Raw genomic sequence first — 18,600 nt, forward strand, 5'->3', positions numbered from 1 at the left:
CGTCAAAACTTTCAGGCCGCGGCGCGGGCGGGGGCCGGCGCCTCGCGGATCGGCAGATGCACCAGCGCCGAAAAGGCCCCGACGCCGACGCCGACCCACCAGACCAGATCGTAATTGCCGTAAAGATCGTAAAGCCTGCCGCCCAGCCAGACGCCGAGGAACCCGCCGATCTGATGCGACAGGAAGACGAAGCCATAGAGCGTGCCCATGTAGCGCAACCCGTAGATATGGGCGACGAGCCCGCTGGTCAGCGGCACCGTGGCGAGCCACAGCGCCCCCATCACCATCGAGAAGACCAGCACCGTGCCGGGCGTGATCGGCATCAGGATGAAGGCGGCCGCAGCGATGGTGCGCGCCGTGTAGATCCCCGCCAGCAGGTATTTCCGGGAATAGCGGTTGCCCAACCAGCCGGCCGTCACCGTGCCGACGATGTTGAAAACCCCGATCACCGAGATCGCGACCGCCCCCAGCGCTGAAGTGGTGGTAATGCCGATCGCCGACAGGGTACCGCCCGGCACGATCGGGCCGCACAGCTCGGCCACGAAGGGCGGGAAATGCGCGGTGATGAAGGCCAGCTGATAGCCGCAGGAAAAGAACCCCATGAAGATCATCACATAGGACGGGTCGCGGAAGGCCCGGTTCAGCACCTGGCCCAGGCTTTCCTCCAGCTCGGCGCGGCTCGCGACCTGGGGCGAACGGATGAAGGGCAGCGCGAAAAGCGTGGCCAGCACCACGACCGCGAAGATCGCGAAGACGCCCTGCCAGGGCTGGAACCGCAGCAGGATCTCGGCCGCGGGCGGGCCCACGATCTGCCCGGCCGACCCGGCGGCGGTCGCGACCCCCAGCGCCATCGAGCGATGCTCGGGCGCCGCCGCGCGTCCGACGATAGCGAGGATCACGCCGAAGCCGGTACCGGCGATGCCGAAGCCCACAAGCACCTCCAGCCCCTGCAACTGCCAGGGCTGGATCGCGAAGGCCGAAAGCACCAGCCCCAGCGCGTAAAGCAGCGCCCCCGCGACGATGGCCTTGCGGTCGCCGATCTTCTCGGCGACGGCGCCGAACAGCGGCTGCCCGATCCCCCAGGCGAGGTTCTGGATCGCGATGGCCAGCGAGAATTCCGTGCGCGCCCAGCCGAACTCCTCGGCAATCGGGATCTGGAACACCCCGAACGAGGCGCGCACGGCGAATCCGATCAGCAGGATCACAGACCCGGCGATCAGCACCGGGGTCATCAGCGGCGCCTCTGCACCGCGTTGGGCATGGGTCATCTCGGCTCTCCCCGCGACCTTTCGGAACCGCCCGCCATTGGCCGCAGACAGGCTGTCCGGCCGGGACAAGGGCCGCCGGGCCGGGCAGTCGTCTGAGAAAGGCGCACGTTTCCCTGCCCCAATCTATGGCCGCCCGAAGCGACCCGCACAAGATAAAGCCGTCGCCTCCGACCGCCCGCCTGACCGCCGCATCGCGTTCACGCCTCAATGCCATCGCAGATGCCGGATCGGGCGGTCCGGTTGTCCGACCGGGCGGCGCCCGATCCGCCTGCCATGGACGACCGGGCCGCCCGCCACAGAGTGCGATGCCCGGCAATTTCGATAAGCGATCCGATCCGGGATCACTCGCGCGAAACCGCCCCCGAGGTCCTTCCAGCCCCTCTTCCAGGGCTTCGATCCGGCCGTCAATTTTTCGCTTGATCTCCCCTCGCCGCTTCCATAAAAGCACGCGGGCGGACCGAACGGGACGCACGATATCGGGGCCATAGCTCAGCTGGGAGAGCGCTTGCATGGCATGCAAGAGGTCAGGGGTTCGATCCCCCTTGGCTCCACCAATTCGCTTTTGAAAAGCACCAGATAGTTCTGCCTTTCTCGTCAGAGGATTTGCCTCTGCTGCGTAGATCGGTGCTGTTTTCCCTACGAAAATCCGTGCTGCATCGATCCACGTATATGGCGTGTTGATCCCTTCGCAGCCCTTTCCCCGTCAAACCCGAGGATGGCCCATGAGCGACCATTTCTTCGTCGTGACGGGCGGCCCCGGTGCGGGCAAGACCAGCCTGATCACCGAACTCGCCCGCCGCGGCTTTCATACGATCCCCGAATCCGGCCGCGCCATCATTCGCGAGGAGATGCAGAGCGGCGGAGACGCCCTCCCCTGGGCGGACCGCATGACCTATGCCGAACGGATGCTTGAGCGCGATCTCCGCGCCTACGAGGACGCTCAGGCACTCTCAGGCCCCGTGATCTTCGACCGGGGCATTCCCGACATAATGGGCTACCTGACCCTCTGCGGCCTCCCCGTGCCGCCCCACGTCGCTACCGCGGCCAAGGCAACCCGCTACAACGCCCGCGTCTTCCTTACCCCCTACTGGGATGAGATCTTCACACAGGACACCGAACGCAAGCAGACCCGCGCCGAGGCCGAAGCGACCTGCGCCGTCATGCGGGAGACCTACACCGCGCTCGGATACCAAATCAGGGAGTTGCCGCGCACTGGTATCGCATCACGCGCCGAATTTGTCTGTGCGCAATTAGCGATCTGACCGTCCAGACGGAGGGAGAGCCTGCTGAACCGAGGAAATCGCGCGGCTGCCTTCCGCCTCCTACCACCTGAAGCTTTCGGCCCATACCGGAAATTCATTGAGCTTGTGGCGAAGGTCTGGAGATGACGCAATACGGACGTTACAGCGCGCAATCCCGAATTAGCAGGGCTCACCCCAGTTTGGGTCGATGTTACAGCCATTGCCGCCGTCCGCCTCGATCATTATGCCGTTGTGACCGCCCCCGGCCTCTATTACGGCATCAGCGATTGCCCATCGGAGGTCGGGCACAAAAAGGCCGGGCTGGATGGTCACTGTGTAGCAGGCACCGGCGTTTGAATCGCACCAGATGGTTTCGAGGCGGCGCGCCATCAGCTCGGGCATCGCATCGATGATCCGGCGCATCGTGTCCAGCTCAGCCATCACAGCCCGGCGGCTCTCAATCTGGACGCCCCGGTAGCGGAAGCACGAGACCGGGGCCTTGGGTACGGCGTCGGCACGGTCAATGTCATACTGGCGCTGGATCAACTTAGCCGCCTCGGGCGGAAGGTCTATGTATTCTACCATGTTGCTCTCCTGTGAAATGTCGTGCCCCGCGAGCGCTGCCGTAGGGCACGACGATGACCGTCACTTCTTCTTGATGGTCTCCACCACGTGGGTAGACTTGCGGTGCGTAGCCTTCTTGACCGTGGTGAAGCGGCCCGTCTTGGCGCTGCGGCCGACTTTGAACGTCTTGGATTTCATGTTCAGAACTGTCACTTTTGCGTTGAGGGTGGGAGGCGCGCTCACCGCGCCTCCCATTCATTTGGGTGGGGTGGCTACTCCGGGATCAGAATAGGCCACGCCCGCAGCCCAAACGCTTTCGCGTAGAGCCGTCTGCCGGTCTGCGGGCACGTCCGCCAAGGGCGGAAGACATACCGGTAGCCGGGCGGAGGGGGTGTGTGACGCTTGGTCATAGCACTCTCCACTTCGGGGCGTATCTTGCCTTTTGACCCCAAATGCGCTATGTGCAGCTCTGTCTAGGGAGACTGATTTGCGCTTCTGGGAGGCTCTGCATCGTCAAGCCCCTGATGCACGATGAAGAAATCCGTTTGGAGGCTCGGGCGCCAACCTGAGCCTTCTTTCGTTAGAACCTCCCGTTCTTATGGAGGTAGCGCAGTCGGTTGCGCGCCGCCTCCCACGAGACGCCAAATCGTTCGATCAGGTCATCCTCTTCGTCCCAAGCATCAATGAAGCACTCGGGCATCAGGAACTCGGCGGCAAACTGGTTGGCCTGCGGCTCCGCAAGCCGGTAAGCTTGGGTGCCATCCCCGCGCTTCGCCCGGGCTAGCGGAATGTTGGTGTGCATCGCCCAGTGGCCCAGTTCATGGGCGGTGGTGAAACGGGCGCGGCCTTCGCCTGCCCAGACGCCTTCATGGACATCCTCGCGGAGCATGATGAACTCGCCCTTTGGGCAGGTGTAGCCCTCGGCGCGGCCCATCTCCTCGTGGCTGCCCACTTGGAAATGGACGAGCCCAAGCCGCTGGTCCAGCACCCTCTCAATGATCTCGATCACCGGCACCCGGGGGTTGTCGGCCTGGCCGAGCTGGCGGCGCAGGTTGTCTGCGATGCCACCAATCTCCGCCCAGCGCCGGGGAGGCACAATGAAGTCGCTTCCGTCAGTCATTTCGCGTCCTTCTTGCTGAGGATTTGGAAGATGTTGTTGAGCTCCTCCTCGGACAGCGAGTTCATCCGGCGCGCCATCAGACCGGCGGTGTCCCTCGCAAGGAGGGTGTCAGCCTCCAGCGTAAAGCTCTTGCGCGACCTGTCGGCAGCCCGACGGAGCGATGCTGCGGCATCCTCGGCCAGCTTGTACGCCTTGATCACGAGCTCAACGAAGCCTTCGGGCGGGGTCTTGGTGCCGCGCTCAACGGCTGAGATGAACGCCGACGACTTGTCGAGCCTCGCGGCCATATCCAGCAGTCGTTCATCCTCATCAATTCGCAGTTTCCGCAGCTCCTTCCCGATTTCAGAGGTCATGGGTGGTCTCCTAGGTGGTTCACCACCCAATATGTGGTGCCAGCGCGCCCGCGTCAACCCAGTAGGTTAATTTTTTGCCCCCGTTAGGTTTATCGATGAGCCGCCCACGACACTGCGTGTCCACCACCCGTTTGGCCGCTCTAATTTGCTTGGCGACGTTGGCCCTCAACACCGCGAATGGCAGCTTTCCGCCCTATCTGCGGTGGAGTGCGCAGACGCGGCAAACATCGAGCACGCGCGGCGAACGGCCGGAAGGTCCCGCACTGCGGCCCTTCGAGTGATTGCCTTTGAAAGGCTGCTCCGAAGCGAGGTTCGGACCAGATGGAATGCATGACTTTGGCACCGGGCACGCTGCGAGCAAGGATGGTCCCTTGCTGCGTTTTGGCCTCCTCAAGAGGCTATCACTGTGTCAGACTTGAAGCTCTCGACGCCACGCCGTCCTCCAGGAAACCTAGCAGCAGCACAGAGTTCACCTTGGCGAATATGACGATAAGGAATCTGCCGGACGAGCTTCACGAACGCCTTCGCGCTCAAGCTGAAGCGAACAAACGGAGCCTTGAAGCCGAAGTGCGTTCGATCCTCATACAGGCGGTCGTTGCATCAAGCGACCGCGGCCTGGGCCATCGCATGCGCGCACGCTACGGCGACTATTTGGGTGATGACCTGTCGGTGGAACGAAATCATACGGCGAGCCAAGCAAGCGTCTTTACCAGATCATCCCCGAGACGAAAGTGATCTCGGCTACTCCAGAGATTGCGCTCACCGACGTCATGCTGGTCTGGTCCAGCCGTGAGTACCCGCGAACCACCCGTTCGGGACAGCCACCTAGTTTGATCTTGCATTCGGCGACCTCGAACCACATCCCATCACGCGCATACTCTTTACACTTCGTGTGTTTCGTAAAGAGTTGATCTCAGCCAAGCGTTGCCAGGCAGAGACCTGTGAGAGGCGACAGAACCATGCCCAATCGGCGAAGTGTCAAGAGTGGGGATGACCACGCGACCGATGCCCACATTCGTGGGCGGGACTATCTTGGTCAGCCGGATATCGACCGGCTCCTCGCTGCCGCCAAGAAGAGTCGCCACGGAGTTCGCGATCACCTCCTGATCCTGATGATGTTCCGGCACGGTCTGCGCGTCTCCGAAGCGATCGCGCTTCGGCGGCGAGACGTGGACCTTGCGCAGTCGCGGATCTGGATCGCACGACTGAAGAACGGGCTCAGCGTTGAGCAACCGGTCGCTGGCGAAGAGCTGCGGGCTATTAAGCGCTGGCTCGCGCGCAGGGAGGATGCACTGCCCTGGCTTTTCGTCTCCGAGCGCAAGCAGCCGCTCACGCGGCAGGCCGTAAACTACATCCTCGGATCCGCCGGTACCCGTGCCGGGCTCGAGCGCGTCCACCCACATATGCTTCGCCATTCCTGCGGTTTCGCCTTGGCGAACAAGGGGCACGATTTGCGAGTCATTCAGGACTACCTCGGACACCGTGACCCCCGGCACACAGCGCATTACACGCGGACGGCTGCGCACCGGTTCAAAGATCTGTGGTAGCCGGAAACTGCAGCGGCTGAGAAGAGGAAGAATGGGCGGGGAGCGGTCTTTCGCTGCGAGCGCAATTCAACAAATCTCCCTCATCACAGCGGCGTAAACTGTCCCATTGGCGCTTACGCCAGGCGGTCCAACGTCATAGGTGTTCATGGTGCGTAGGCAAGAAATTCGTCGTACTCATGCCGGTTAGTGGACCAGCGTTTCGCTCCTTGCGGACGCTGGCGCTGACCGCACGTGGTCAACAGAAGCCGCTGTTTGGCGCGCGAGATCGCGACGAAGTAAGCTGCGCGTTCCGCTGACGGCTCGCCCCAAAAGGTTTCCTTTTCGACCCCGAGGATGACTACCGTATCGAACTCCAGGCCCTTGCTTTTGTGCACCGACATAATGCGAACAGCACTGTCACCCGAAAATGAGGCTAGAGCTTTTGATGAGTCCACTTCGCTCTGCAGCAGCATGTGCGCATGCTCAAGAGTTTGGGCGATGAGCTCATCGAAGCGATCGCCACGCTCGTAGTCCGGCGATAAAGAGATGAGTCTATCACGCCCAACATGATCTACCAGTGACATGGCGAGAGCCTGCAAGTCGTCCATCTGCCGAAGATCGACCTCATGCGCCGCAATCTTCTGCTTGATTTCGTTTACGAAGCGATCCCAACGTGATCGCAGCTGATATTCTCGTTCCTCGTCATAGCCATGGTTGAAAACAACTAGATCAAGCAAACGACGATAAGCGGAGGGTTGGCGCGAGCCACTTGCGATCAGAAGAAAATCGATGAGTAGGGAGGCTACCGGCTCCGACGCCAAGTCCTGCTTCGTATCTTCTTCCCGAAATGGAATCTCCTCCGCCTCAAAAGCAGCCACCAGACGCTGACAATAAAGACTTTGTTGTTTACTGACTAGGATCGCAATCTCCGAGGGCTCGATGCCATTGTCGATCAGGTCGCGGATTCGCTCAGCCAAGCCACAGGCTTCGTCATCGTCATCTTCAAATCGAAGAATGCAAATCTCACCCTCGTCGCCAATGATTTCGTCATCGTCGAGCGCCGCTGGCGGGTCCATTACTTTGACCATCGCATTCTGCATCCGACGGAGCGCCGGCGCGGAACGGAAATTCTGATAGAGATTGCGCGGGAGCGCATCGAAAGCGTCGGCGAAGGTATGGAAGATACCCTCGAGCGCTCCGGCCCATCCCATGATGCTTTGCTTGGTATCGCCGACAGCCGTCAGGATTGTCGGGGTGCCGCCGAAACAAGCGAGTATCAGGCGATATTGCTCATCCGTGCAGTCTTGAAACTCATCTAGGAAGACATGGGTATAGGTCTGTCGCACCGCATTGCGGGCGACTAGGCTGTCTTCGATGATCTTGGAAGCGAGCGGCACCATGTCGGCGAAAGTGATGGACTGGTGCTGCACACGGCGCGGGCCAATCGAATAATCAGGGTTTAGCGCATCGCGTCCGCTAAGCACCGGGCGAAACCGGTCAATGATCCGTTTAGCGAAGGCATGGAAGGTGTGGCTATCGAACCGCGCAGCCAGCCCAGGCCCACAGCGTTTCCGGACGCGCGCCTTGAGATTTTGGCTAGCATCAGTCTTGAACGATATGGCGAGGATCCGGCGAGGGTAACGGCAAGTTCCAGTGCGAAGCAGGAAGTCGGCACGTTGCGCCAACATTTCCGTCTTGCCAGCGCCGGGACCCGCCGTGAGAGCCAAATTGCGCGCAATCTCTGTTGCAGCATCCAACGCGTTCGGCTCAAGCGTTAAGCCATCCACGGGAGACCATCGTTCCACTGCAATCATTCAGGTAAGCCTTCGAGCTCGGTTTCGACATAGTCGATTAGCGCGGTCATGGCCGCGGGCATGTCCGCAGCAACTTCTGCATCATCAATCGCTGCCATTGCCCGGATATGCCAAGCTGGCTTGCTGCCTATCTTGAAGCGACGGTGGTAGGCATCGAACAGCTCAAGCTGGTCGTCTGCATACTGCCCTGCCACGGTATCGTGTTTTTTGCCGAGGACAGCCTTGAGCGTTGTCTCATCTGGTTCTTCGCGCTCGTCATCTTCAACTCGATAGACTTCGGCGAACGCCTCGATCATCATAAAGTCGAGATCAAGCGGCGACGAAAAGAAAACGCCGCGCTCGTGGAAATAGTCGAACCAATCATCGTCATCACTCAAAAGTCGTTGTTCGCTATTCCAAGCTGGGATGGCTGCTATGTCATCGTCGTCAATGCCCGCATTCTCCACGTCGCTATATTTCAGAAGCTGCTTCGCAGCGTACTTGATCCTGCCCCAGCCACCCTGAAAACGGGCAAGGTCGAGATCGAGCAAAGTCGCGTGCGGAATGCCGAGTCCGTGCAACAACCGCCAGAAATGGTTGACGTGGCGCCCGCCCAAAGGGACGACCGAGATCGATGCATCATCCGTGAGAACGCCGCGTGCAGCGAGCATCCGCGGCAGGACAACTTCTTCGCTGTCGCCTTCACCCAGAATGACGAATCGGGCGAAGTATAATTCAGGGAAGGCGTGTACGGCTTCACGCACATATTTTGCCGCGTCCTCGTTTTCCGGGAGAACAACCCGAGCGACGACCGTTCGACGATCGCCGTCTAACCGCAAATAGCGAATAGTCTCAGGGGCGACGCGACGCAAAAGTGAAGGGGCGTGCGTAGCCACCAGGGTCTGTGCATTCTGACCGTTTGCAAATTCGGAAATCGCGCGGATTACGCGCCCGAGATAGTGTGGTGAAAGGCTGTTCTCCGGCTCTTCGACGGCGATCAGAGTATATATGGCGGGCCGCAGTTTGTCGATGTCGAAAGCTTCTAGTTCACCGGCGAGCACCTTGTCGCCGATCTCGCGCATTGCGAGCACCAGAGAGATATACAGCAAAGATTGCTGACCGTCGCTTAGTCGTGAGAAGTCGACGAGCGACTCGCCGTGGCCTGGCGTGAAGGTAAGGCTCAGATGACGGAGAAGCGCGTTGACCTCACTTTGCGCAAAAGAGATTGACGGGTTGGCGAAAAAATCGCCCCTGTGGAGTTGGCCCCAGATTTCGGCCAGCGATTCGCTGATGCCCTCAATGGCGGCGTTCCCACTTAGGGCATCGGTAATTTGCGCTGTAAGATCATTGACCTCAGTGCGCTCGACGCTCCAGTCGGCGGCTCGCAATGCCCGACCCACTAAGGCGTTGGCGGAGTAGGAGACATGGTCCGATGGATCGCGGCGAGCAGGGAGGTAATGCACCTGAATGGCGTTGCGATCTTGCTTGGAGGCCCGGCTTTCCTCTACGGGCAACCCGTCCTCGTCAGCTTCGGTAACGTAGGTGAAGGTTTCCTCGACATCACCGTCCTGATCGAGAGATGCTGCCAAACGGAAGCGGACGCGGACTCCCCCATCAACGTCCATCATGAGCATATGCGCGAAGTTGCCGGGCACCGCGGGCATGTCGACGTTTTCCAACTCAAGCTCTGGAAATTCAAAATCGGCCTCGATCCAAAGACTGCGCTCTTCTGGTGCCGCATCGTGCGCCTCGTCGGCGGGGATATGAAAATCGGAGGTTCTGATCTTACGCTGTGCGGGATCGAGACTGAACATCCTTGCCAGCGCCTGCAGTACCGCTGTCTTACCGGCGCCGTTCGGTCCAAGAATGAACGTTGTATCGTCCAACGCGATTTCTGTCTCGACGCCCCCAAAGCATCGGAAGTTGCATAGACGCAGATGCGTGAGCTTCATTGTGCCTTCTCCGCTAACAGATCTTGCCTTAAAAAATACTCTGGCGGCTGTTCATTGAATCACCTTCTGCAATCGCCATTCAGATAGCTACACTCACGCTCTGCATATTTCACTTCAATCAGACTGACTAGGTACAGATGCTATTGAAGCCGTATCGAAGGGCGGTCACCTATGAGCCACCCTTGGAAGCCGTTCTTGTTCTTCCAACGAAGTGGTCACGCTTATGCTGACCCACTACCGTTACTCTACACCCATCCGACTTGGCTTAAGTGCTGGATGTCCGCTTTGAGAAAAAGCTGCGTCGCAGTATTTGGACTACACACAGGGAGTCCACTTAGCGCCGGTCGCGACGGGCGCTCCCAAGCTGCAATAGCGAACTCGCCAAAAATCGACGCGGTCAGTTTGGGCTCCCAACTGCCGTTCGCCGCGCGCTGCCTGAACGGCAACTTCATGCGCCCACAATTCGACTTGCCTCCTCCCGCACGCCTTTGGCCCCATCAAATCGTGCTGGACCGACAGGGAGCCCTCAGACGGTCGGTTTGGTAGCACCACCGGATTTCAACGCGCCTAAGTGCAGCTTCTGGTAGGTCTTACGGTCAATACCAAGTAGCTCTGCGGCTCCCACCAAGCTGCCGGTGGTATCGTAGGCCTGCGCGATCTCATCCGGCGTAAAATCGATAGGTGAGCGACCCAGCTTGCCAGCAAAGCCCAGAGAGCGTCTCTTTTCAGCTATCCACTTCGTGTCAACGCGGTGAACTCTTGCGAGTGTGGCATCCCGATGCCCCTCCAGAAACTGCTCGCGCAGCAGCATGTCGAAGTCAAAGCCGAAATGCTCAAGCGTCTCGATCAGGTTGGAACGGCTAGCGCGGAATTTCGTCTTAACCTCCGCCAAAGACCGGCTTTCAGCCATCAGGCTCAGCAATTCTGAATAATGCACTCCTGTTCCGTGGCCATTCTCGAAAATGAAAACGTTCTCTCCGGCTATGGCCAGATAGTTTCTAGCGTTCGCCATGCGCCCTCCTTTGGCTAAAAACTCCGGTGAAATTCTCGAAGTGGTAGTGCCGCGAATTTCGCCCCACTTTTTAACCACCTGATTTCAAACAGTTCTTCTTGACTGATTCGTTGATCACTGATTCTCTCCGGATCACGAAGTCCCAGCAACCATGGTTACAGCATCGATGTCCCACACGGTGAATCCTGCTCACGAGCGCCTGAAGATGGAGCTGCGATTGCGCGGTAGGTCCATCGCCTCGGTCGCCCGCGAGCTTGAAGTGCTGCGTTCGACGGTCACGCTTGTTAGCCAGGGTTTGCGTCGGTCCTCGAAAATCGAGAAAGCCCTCGCCGACGCGGTCGGCACGACACCGGCTGAGCTTTTCCCGGACCGGTACCCAGCAGAGGAGGAACGACCAACCGAACAAACCTGACACCGGGAAAAGAAAAGGCCTTCCCGCACTAGCAAGAAGGCCTTTTCGGATAAGCGTCGTTGGTCGCGACTTCTTATTCATCCCCTGAGTCTCAAGAAAAGTCAACCTGCCGGGGCGTCTCTCGGCAGGGCGGTCAAACTCATCTCAAAAATAGGGGGATGTCGCCCCACGCCTGCACCGATCCACATGGGCCGGGCCCAGGTGAGGTGCGCTCCAATCATCATGAAGAAAAAACCGATCTACCGCGGGCCGGAACCGAGCCACGCGACCCGAGTTCCTGCGCGCCGTTCCAAGGGAAGCCTTCGCGGCTCCATGGTCGCGCTGCTGCCGGGCTTCGAGCGCCCGCGCATCATCCACTTCGAGAGCGCCCTCGAATACGCCTTTCTCTGCCTGATGCTGGTGCGAGAGGACGTGCATCACATCCGGGAGCAGCCCCCGGCGATATCCTATGTTGGCACCGACGGCCGCCCCGCGCGACATGTCTTCGACTTCCTCGTCACCAAGGCGGATGGCGAGCGGATCGCGGTGGCGATCAAACCCATGCAGCGCGTCCTGAAGCTGAACTTTGCCTCCGAGCTCGAAGCTGTTGCGGCAGCGGTCTCCAAATCCTTCGCCGACCGGGTGCTACTGATCACGGATCAGCACATCGACCGGGCCGCCGCAGCTGAAGCGGCCCGGGCACTCGCCTGGTCGCGCCCCTCTCTGGTGGAGGTAGCAGCATGACCCTGCGTTTCCGCTTCTCGAACTCCGACATGATCACCACGGCGGGCGTTGCCATGCGCCCCGTTGAGATCGACGACAAAGGCGGCACCTTCGAGCGCGTCGGCCAGCCCGGCATCATCGAGGCATTTTCCCATCATCAGCTCGCCGCGATGATGCGTCGGCCGGACACGACCTACTTTGCCGGGTATTTTGATCGGGCCACGCAAGAGGCGCGTCACGACAAACCTGTGGAGGTCATCAGCGAGCTATCGGAAAAGAACGCACGCTTGGTGATTTGGCGGAAAGCCGTCTGTGACGCCTTCCTGGCTCTCGAAGCTGCGGGCCTTATCAAACGTACGCAGCAAGCATATGAGCAGGCCAAAGCGCAGCTCGCATCAGTGACGGCTAAGCTCGTTGGCGAAAGCGCCGCGGCCTTTGCCAAGATACGACCGGGCAAGGAAATCAAAACTCGCAAGCTGCCGGGAAGCCGGACGGTCTTGCATTGGGTGCGCTCCTATCAGGCCGCAGGCTACTCCGCACTTTCGCTCATTCCGGCCACGCATCTATCCGGCAATAGAACCCGGCGTTGGTGCCCCAAGGCAGAAGCTCTGATGAACCAGGTCATCGAGATCTATGCCGACACGCAGCGCCCGAGCAAAGTTCAGTCTATTCAGGAGACGCGGGCACTGTTCGCGGAAGAGAACGCGCGCAGAACCAGCACGGGCGCAACGCTGCTCATGGTGCCCTCGGCCTCTAGCGTAAAACGCCGACTGGACTCAGCTGACCCATTCTACGTCTACGCCAAACGGCATGGCACGTCTGCGGCTGCCCGGAAGTTCGCCATGAGCAGCAACGGTCCCGATGTCGTGCGCCCCATGGAGCGTGTCGAGATGGATGAAAACAAGCTCGACGTCATGTCGTTGCTGACGCTGACAGGCATCTGGGAGCACCTGCCGCCGGATCGGCAGAAGAAATTCGAGGCGGGGCGACGCTGGCTCTATATTGCAATCGACTGCGCCACGAAATGCGTCGTGTCGATGCGGCTGGCCGACAATCCGAACTCGGATGATGCGATCCGCGCCCTGCGTTTGGTTTTCGAAGACAAGACCCCGCTGGCCCAGGCGGCCGAGTGCGAAAGCTCATGGCATCACCATGGCGGGATCGGGACCCTCGTGACCGACATGGGGCCTGCCTTCGTTTCGGATGCCTTCCAGACGACGGTGGCGTCGCTCGGGATCACGTCGCACCTGCCGCCCGCCGGAATTCCCTGGATGCGGGGGCATATCGAGTCCTTCTTCCGAACGCTCGGTCACCAGCTCATGCCGCTCTTGGCGGGCCGGACCTTCTTCGACACCGTGGATCGTGGCGACTACCCCTCCGAGATGCTCGCCTGTCTTTGCGACGACGATCTGATCAAGGTTCTTCTGACCTACATCGTTGATATCTATCACAACCAGCCACACGGATCGCTGAAAGGGGAAACCCCGAATGCAGCCTGGAAGCGGCTGGTGGCCGAACACGGGACGCCTCCGGTACCGGATGGCCTGACCCTCAGGAAAGCATTCGGCAGGCCGCTGACCCGAAAACTCAATGACGAGGGCGTGCTGTTCTCAGGGCTCAGCTATAGCTGCGAAACGCTTCGTGAGGCCTATCTCCACTCCCCCACACGGGAGGTGGAAATCAGGGTCGATCTGCAGGACATCGGCTGGATCGCCGTCAAGGTCGGGGCCACCTGGTATCCGGCGCTCGCCAATCAGCCCGGCTTCGCGGGCGTGAGCTTCGAAGAGCTGCGTGAGGGAATTCGGGCGGTTCGACACGCACATGCGCGCGCCGCGAAACTGGACGCGCCCACGGTCCAGCGCGCCATCGAACGAATTTCCGAGGCGAACCGTCGTGCGTTCGCGTTGCGCGCCCTGACGCCGTACCACACAGCCGACGTGGAGGTAGCACGTGCAGATGCGGGACTGCACCATCCGCTCCGCTCTGACGCGCAGCGGTTGGGATACGTGCCGCCGAGCAACGATCTGCTCAATGACGCGATCACCATTACTCCACCCACCGACACATCTCGGGGGCCAGACAGCGACGATAGCGGGCCGGGATCCGATCGTCGAACGAGACGCAAGACCCGCAGACGCTGGGGGTTCAATGATGGGAAATGACCTGATCACCCAAGCGGCACAACGGGTCGCTGAACTGAAGGGGTATTTCGTCGATCACGAGCGCTTTGTTCCACTGGCAGAAGGGTTCTCCATCCTCGCCGAGAAAAGGCTCGTAGACATCCAGAACGGCCGCATCAGCGAGGCGCAAGGGCTTGCTCTGTCCGGGCACTCGGGAGCCGGCAAAAGCGCTGCAATCACCCATCTTCTTGCCCAAGAAGGGCAGAGGCTGGCCGATCGAGGCTACGGAGATTCAACCATCATCAGCTTGCGGGTGCCATCACCCGCAACGCTGAAATTCGTCGGGCAGATGCTCCTTCGGGCGCTTGGCTACCCCATCGGTGCCGATCGCCATGCCTGGTACATCTGGGATCTGGTTCAACATCACCTCAAGGAGCGGCGTGTCCTTTTCGTGCATCTCGACGAGGCGCAGGACCTGGCGTCGCGGGGAACCAAGCACGAGCTGGATTCAGTCACATCCATGCTGAAGACCCTGATGACGGACCCGGAATGGCCGGTCGGGATCATTCTGTCGGGCACAAACGAGCTGGAAGACATCCTCAACCACGACCATCAGCTTGCCCGCCGCATGAAGACCGTTCGGTTCGAGAGCCTATCCCCCGCGGCATATGGCGATGATATCCTCGACCTGCTCGAGAGCTACTGCGAGCGGGCGAACCTCGCACCCGAGGAGGACGTGCTGGAATTGTCCCACGGCGAACGCGTGGTCCACGCTGCGGCCAACCAGTTCGGCATCGCCATCGTCCTGATCCTGGACGCCATCGAGGACGCCTACCTGCAGGGGCAGGAGACACTGAACCGGCAAAATTTCATCCGGGCCTATCATCGCCGGACATCCTGCGATGCCGAGTTCAACCCGTTTGTCGTGCCGGATTTCATGCGCATAGACGCCCGTCAGGTGTTTTCCCGGGAGAACCGCACATGATGTTTTCGACAGTTAAGCCGTTGCCCTTGAACGTGAAATACCACCACGGGGAATCCGCAACCTCTCTCGCATCCCGATTGGCACGTCGCAACGGCGTGTCAGGCATGGCGATGTTTTTGTCTGACTTCGGGATCGACTATCTGAACCTAACCAATGGCGACCAGGAGGATTGCGCGCGGCTGGCCGCACTTGCCGGTGTCGATCAGGCGGCACTGCATCGCGACACGCCTGCGCTTGTCTCTCCTGGCTGGTTCCGTCTGGGCCTGGAGGAGATCAAGTTCACGGCCTTCAGCCGAACCGCTCTCAAAGGCTGTCCACAATGCCTGCGAGACGCTTCAAACGATAGCGGTGCTGGGCATTTCGGTCTGTGGCAGCTGACCTCAATCCGCACCTGCGGCTTGCACGGCTGTTACCTCACTCCGTTGCCCACATCGTCTGGGACACGAGAGCGGTTCGACGTCACCAGACTGACCTTTGGCTTTTCCCCACCAGAACCCCAAAACGCGAACGATCAGGACCTTTTGTTCGAGCATTACCTGAGAAACAGGATCGAGAAAGGGCCCGGGAAAGCGTGGCTCGACCGATTGCCCTTCCATGTTGCGGCGCAGACCTGCGAGGCCTTCGGGCTCCTCCTGACCCTTGGCCCGAAAGCCCGGCGAGAAACAGTGACGCCGGCGCAATGGGCGGCTGCAGGCACTGCCGGTTATGGAGTCCTGCGTCACGGACCAGATGCTTTCCGGGAAAAGCTCAAGGCGATCCAGCGGGCGCATCCAGTCGACAACACCCTCTACCGGACCCGCTATCGCGTTTTCTTCGAGTGGCTGCGTCACCGTGACGACGACCCTCAGTTCGATGTGATCCGCGATCTGGTGCGAGAGTTCATCTTCCGCAACTTCCCGATCTCCGAAGGCTCGATCGTTCTGGGCCGCCCCTGCCCTGAACAATACGTCCACTCGCTTTCGACGGCTCGCTCGCGATATGGCATGTCTGGTTGGAAGCTGGCGCGCCGCCTGGCCTCGATGGGTCTCGCGGAGAGGAAGACATCTGGTCAGGGTTTTGTACTGACCGGTTACGTGCCTACGGAAATCATCAATGACATCGTGACCGATTTCGACGCCCTTCTGAACGCGACCGACGCAGGAAGATATCTTGGCGTCGAGCGTTTCATGATGGCCAAGCTGACGAAGCCCGGACTGGTCGAGAAGTACTTCGACGAAAAGAATGCCTCTCCGATGTATCACCCCCGCGATCTCGACGGGTTCATCGGGAAGCTGCGCGCGCAAGTTAAGCACTCGGAGGGGGAGGACCTGCTCGACATTGCGACGGCATCGCATCGTGTCCGGATACCAACCGAGCGCGTGGTCGAAATCATTCTGAGAAACCGCATTCCGCTGCATGCAGTCGATCCGGCCACCGCGCGTTTCCAGGGTTTCCGCGTGTCGCTAGCCGCACTGCGCGAAGTCATTGCAACGGATCACGCGGGGACCGTACGCCCCACCCGAGCCGCCAAGATCCTCGGCATCAATATCCGGACGATCCGCAGCCTGATGGACGCGGGCGTTCTCAAGTCTCGCGACATAGTGGAGCTGAAGAGCGGACGCAGGCGACGATACGTCTGCGCCAAGTCGATGGAGCGGTTTTCCAAGAGCCATATCTCGGTGGTTGAACTGGCAACGGCGAGCGGACGCCTGCCCGGCGTCGAAGCCGTGATCCAGCTCGACCGCGGGGCGCAGCCCCTTCCGCTGGGGCCGCGCGCCAACATGATTTTCAGGCGAAACGACGTTCTCTAAAACATCAGTCGAAGGAAGCCGGCCACTGCGCCGGCTTTTTCACGTTCAGCCAGAGGCAAACTTATCTGACGAAAAAGGCAGGTTCAGTTCAGCATCGAGATTTTCGGGTGCTGAAATCAAAGGGAAATTTTGGATCCCAGAGGCAGAACTTTGTGACAATTCCCAGCTTTTGAAAAGCACCAGATAGTTCTGCCTTTCTCGTCAGAGGATTTGCCTCTGTAGCGCAGACGGGTGCTGTTTTCCCTACGAAAATCCATGCTGCCTTGATCCGCGCCTTTCGGAGCGTCGATCGCTGCGCAGCCCTTCCCCTGTCAAACCCGAGTATGGCCCATGAGCGACCATTTCTTCGTCGTGACGGGCGGCCCCGGTGCGGGCAAGACCAGCCTGATCACCGAGCTCGCCCGTCGCGGCTTTCACACAAGCTTTCACACAATTCCCGAATCCGGCCGCGCGATCATTCGCGAGGAGATGGCACGCGGCGGAGACGCCCTGCCCTGGGCGGACCGCGCTGCCTACGCCGAACGGATGCTGGAGCGGGACCTGCGCGCCCACCGCGCCGCACAGGCACTCTCAGGCCCTGTGATCTTCGATCGCGGCACTCCCGACATCTTGGGATACCTGACGCTCTGCAACCTCCCCGTGCCGCCCCATGTGGCCACAGCCGCCAAGGCAGCCCGCTACAACCGTCGCGTCTTCCTGACGCCATTCTGGGACGAGATTTTCACGCAGGACACCGAGCGGAAGCAGAGCCAGACCGAGGCCGAAGCGACCTGTGCCGTTATGTTCGACACCTACATCGCGCTCGGATACGAGATCATCGAATTGCCGCGCACGGAGATCGCAAGGCGCGCTGACTTTGTTTGTGAGCACTCGCCATCTAACAGTCACCTCCAGATGCCGCGGTTGAACTGCTGAACCGGACAATCCACACGGCTCCTTTGGTTCCTCTGCACTCCCCTTGGCTAACGTTCACGGAGCGCCCTGCCGATAGCCGCCGTTCGACGCTCCGGACCCTGCTGACCACAGAAAACAAGAAAGCAGCCACTCGTGGAAAGCGCAGCAAGCATAGGCGAACCTGTTTTCGGTGTTGGCTCTGGAAGAGCTGGAAGCTGTTCCTGATCGCTTGTCCATACAGCGTCTACGCCCGCACCTACCGTTGCGTCACGCAATTCCGCAAATCGGCATGATACTGCCAATAGCCCCGCGCACCCAAAAGTAAGTGAATGCCTGGGGTTGCCAGGCTAGGATCTATCTCACTACCTTGGCGCGAATTTGAGAGGGTATTTCATGAGTGGCTTCTTCCGTCAGGACGCCCGCATGGGCCGGATTTCCACGGTGCTGGGGCAGGACGTCCTGGTGCTCCGCCGGTTCGAGGGCGTCGATCACCTGAACGCGCTGTTCGACTATTCGGCGGACTGCCTCGCTGCCACGGCCGATCTCGATTTCGACCGGCTGATCGGGACGCACGCCACCGTCACCCTCACCACGAAGGAAGGCGAGCGCCCCTTCGACGGCATCGTCACCGAGGCCCGCTGGCTGGGCTCGGGCGACAATGGCCACCGCTACCGGCTGCGGCTCCGGCCCTGGGCCTTTCTTGCCAGCCTCCGCCGTAACCAGCGGATCTTTCACAACAAGACCGTGGTCGAGATCCTGACCGAGCTGCTCGGGGCCTACGCGGATGCGGGCGCGCTGACGGTCGAGCTGGCCAACGACTACCCCGAACTCGAATACACCGTGCAGTACCGCGAGAGCGACCTGGCCT

18 protein-coding genes and 1 tRNA gene are annotated in these 18,600 nt (G+C 60.3%); 11 read left to right on the plus strand and 8 right to left on the minus strand.

The window, feature by feature from the left end:
* Positions 1-11: 11 nt before the first annotated feature.
* A complete protein-coding gene (locus C8N38_RS13220) occupies positions 12-1,268 on the minus strand; it encodes an MFS transporter (RefSeq protein ID WP_108027645.1) in 1,257 nt (418 codons plus the stop codon).
* A 478-nt stretch (positions 1,269-1,746) separates the two neighbouring features.
* Between C8N38_RS13220 and C8N38_RS13225 the strand changes: the two genes are divergently transcribed.
* Together C8N38_RS13225 and C8N38_RS13230 are read left to right on the plus strand one after the other, a co-directional pair.
* A tRNA-Ala gene (locus C8N38_RS13225) sits at positions 1,747-1,822 on the plus strand.
* Between the two features lie 168 nt (positions 1,823-1,990).
* Positions 1,991-2,530 carry an AAA family ATPase gene (locus C8N38_RS13230; protein WP_108027646.1) on the plus strand — a complete coding sequence of 180 codons (540 nt, stop codon included), beginning with the start codon at positions 1,991-1,993 and terminating at the stop codon, positions 2,528-2,530.
* A gap of 159 nt (positions 2,531-2,689) precedes the next feature.
* Here C8N38_RS13230 and C8N38_RS13235 read toward each other — a convergent pair whose 3' ends face one another.
* The 4 genes from C8N38_RS13235 to C8N38_RS13245 all read right to left on the minus strand — a co-directional run bounded on the left by C8N38_RS13235 (position 2,690) and on the right by C8N38_RS13245 (position 4,546).
* Positions 2,690-3,094 (minus strand): hypothetical protein, encoded by a 405-nt coding sequence (locus C8N38_RS13235; RefSeq protein ID WP_108027647.1) that lies wholly within the window; start codon positions 3,092-3,094, stop codon positions 2,690-2,692.
* Between the two features lie 60 nt (positions 3,095-3,154).
* Positions 3,155-3,316, minus strand: a complete 162-nt coding sequence (locus tag C8N38_RS21410) for a hypothetical protein (protein ID WP_158272352.1) — start codon at positions 3,314-3,316, stop codon at positions 3,155-3,157.
* A 337-nt stretch (positions 3,317-3,653) separates the two neighbouring features.
* Positions 3,654-4,193 carry an ImmA/IrrE family metallo-endopeptidase gene (locus C8N38_RS13240; RefSeq protein ID WP_108027648.1) on the minus strand — a complete coding sequence of 180 codons (540 nt, stop codon included), beginning with the start codon at positions 4,191-4,193 and terminating at the stop codon, positions 3,654-3,656.
* Positions 4,190-4,546, minus strand: coding sequence for a helix-turn-helix domain-containing protein (locus C8N38_RS13245; RefSeq protein WP_108027649.1), 357 nt, complete (start codon positions 4,544-4,546; stop codon positions 4,190-4,192). The genes C8N38_RS13240 and C8N38_RS13245 overlap by 4 nt, the downstream gene beginning before the upstream one ends.
* 483 nt (positions 4,547-5,029) lie before the next feature.
* Here C8N38_RS13245 and C8N38_RS13250 point away from each other — a divergent pair, with 483 nt between their 5' ends.
* Both C8N38_RS13250 and C8N38_RS13255 read left to right on the plus strand, forming a co-directional pair.
* Positions 5,030-5,281 carry a FitA-like ribbon-helix-helix domain-containing protein gene (locus tag C8N38_RS13250; protein WP_425440047.1) on the plus strand — a complete coding sequence of 84 codons (252 nt, stop codon included), beginning with the start codon at positions 5,030-5,032 and terminating at the stop codon, positions 5,279-5,281.
* Between the two features lie 224 nt (positions 5,282-5,505).
* Positions 5,506-6,093, plus strand: a complete 588-nt coding sequence (locus C8N38_RS13255; RefSeq protein ID WP_108027650.1) for a tyrosine-type recombinase/integrase — start codon at positions 5,506-5,508, stop codon at positions 6,091-6,093.
* A gap of 143 nt (positions 6,094-6,236) precedes the next feature.
* Here the strand turns inward: C8N38_RS13255 and C8N38_RS13260 are convergent, their stop codons facing one another.
* The 3 genes from C8N38_RS13260 to C8N38_RS13270 form a co-directional block, all read right to left on the minus strand.
* Positions 6,237-7,886, minus strand: a complete 1,650-nt coding sequence (locus C8N38_RS13260; RefSeq protein WP_108027651.1) for a UvrD-helicase domain-containing protein — start codon at positions 7,884-7,886, stop codon at positions 6,237-6,239.
* Positions 7,883-9,817, minus strand: coding sequence for an ATP-dependent nuclease (locus tag C8N38_RS13265; RefSeq protein WP_108027652.1), 1,935 nt, complete (start codon positions 9,815-9,817; stop codon positions 7,883-7,885). The genes C8N38_RS13260 and C8N38_RS13265 overlap by 4 nt, the downstream gene beginning before the upstream one ends.
* 526 nt (positions 9,818-10,343) lie before the next feature.
* Positions 10,344-10,829 (minus strand): hypothetical protein, encoded by a 486-nt coding sequence (locus C8N38_RS13270; protein ID WP_108027653.1) that lies wholly within the window; start codon positions 10,827-10,829, stop codon positions 10,344-10,346.
* Between the two features lie 166 nt (positions 10,830-10,995).
* Between C8N38_RS13270 and C8N38_RS13275 the strand changes: the two genes are divergently transcribed.
* The 7 genes from C8N38_RS13275 to C8N38_RS13305 form a co-directional block, all read left to right on the plus strand.
* Positions 10,996-11,241: a helix-turn-helix domain-containing protein gene (locus C8N38_RS13275; protein WP_235924226.1), complete on the plus strand. Its 246-nt coding sequence runs from the start codon at positions 10,996-10,998 to the stop codon at positions 11,239-11,241.
* Between the two features lie 222 nt (positions 11,242-11,463).
* Complete coding sequence (locus C8N38_RS13280) at positions 11,464-11,964, plus strand: TnsA endonuclease N-terminal domain-containing protein (protein WP_245895746.1); 501 nt, start codon at positions 11,464-11,466, stop codon at positions 11,962-11,964.
* A complete protein-coding gene (locus tag C8N38_RS13285; protein ID WP_108027656.1) occupies positions 11,961-14,105 on the plus strand; it encodes a Mu transposase C-terminal domain-containing protein in 2,145 nt (714 codons plus the stop codon). Before C8N38_RS13280 ends, C8N38_RS13285 begins: the two co-directional genes overlap by 4 nt.
* Positions 14,095-15,048 carry an ATP-binding protein gene (locus C8N38_RS13290; protein WP_158272353.1) on the plus strand — a complete coding sequence of 318 codons (954 nt, stop codon included), beginning with the start codon at positions 14,095-14,097 and terminating at the stop codon, positions 15,046-15,048. The genes C8N38_RS13285 and C8N38_RS13290 overlap by 11 nt, the downstream gene beginning before the upstream one ends.
* Positions 15,045-16,838: a TniQ family protein gene (locus tag C8N38_RS13295; RefSeq protein ID WP_108027658.1), complete on the plus strand. Its 1,794-nt coding sequence runs from the start codon at positions 15,045-15,047 to the stop codon at positions 16,836-16,838. The genes C8N38_RS13290 and C8N38_RS13295 overlap by 4 nt, the downstream gene beginning before the upstream one ends.
* A 330-nt stretch (positions 16,839-17,168) precedes the next feature.
* On the plus strand, positions 17,169-17,753 hold the full coding sequence (locus tag C8N38_RS13300; RefSeq protein ID WP_108027659.1) for an AAA family ATPase: 585 nt from the start codon (positions 17,169-17,171) through the stop codon (positions 17,751-17,753).
* A 372-nt stretch (positions 17,754-18,125) separates the two neighbouring features.
* A partial coding sequence (locus tag C8N38_RS13305; RefSeq protein ID WP_281258229.1) for a contractile injection system protein, VgrG/Pvc8 family occupies positions 18,126-18,600 on the plus strand: 475 nt, incomplete at its 3' end.

Source organism: Rhodovulum kholense, assembly GCF_003053725.1.
Lineage (GTDB): Bacteria > Pseudomonadota > Alphaproteobacteria > Rhodobacterales > Rhodobacteraceae > Rhodovulum > Rhodovulum kholense.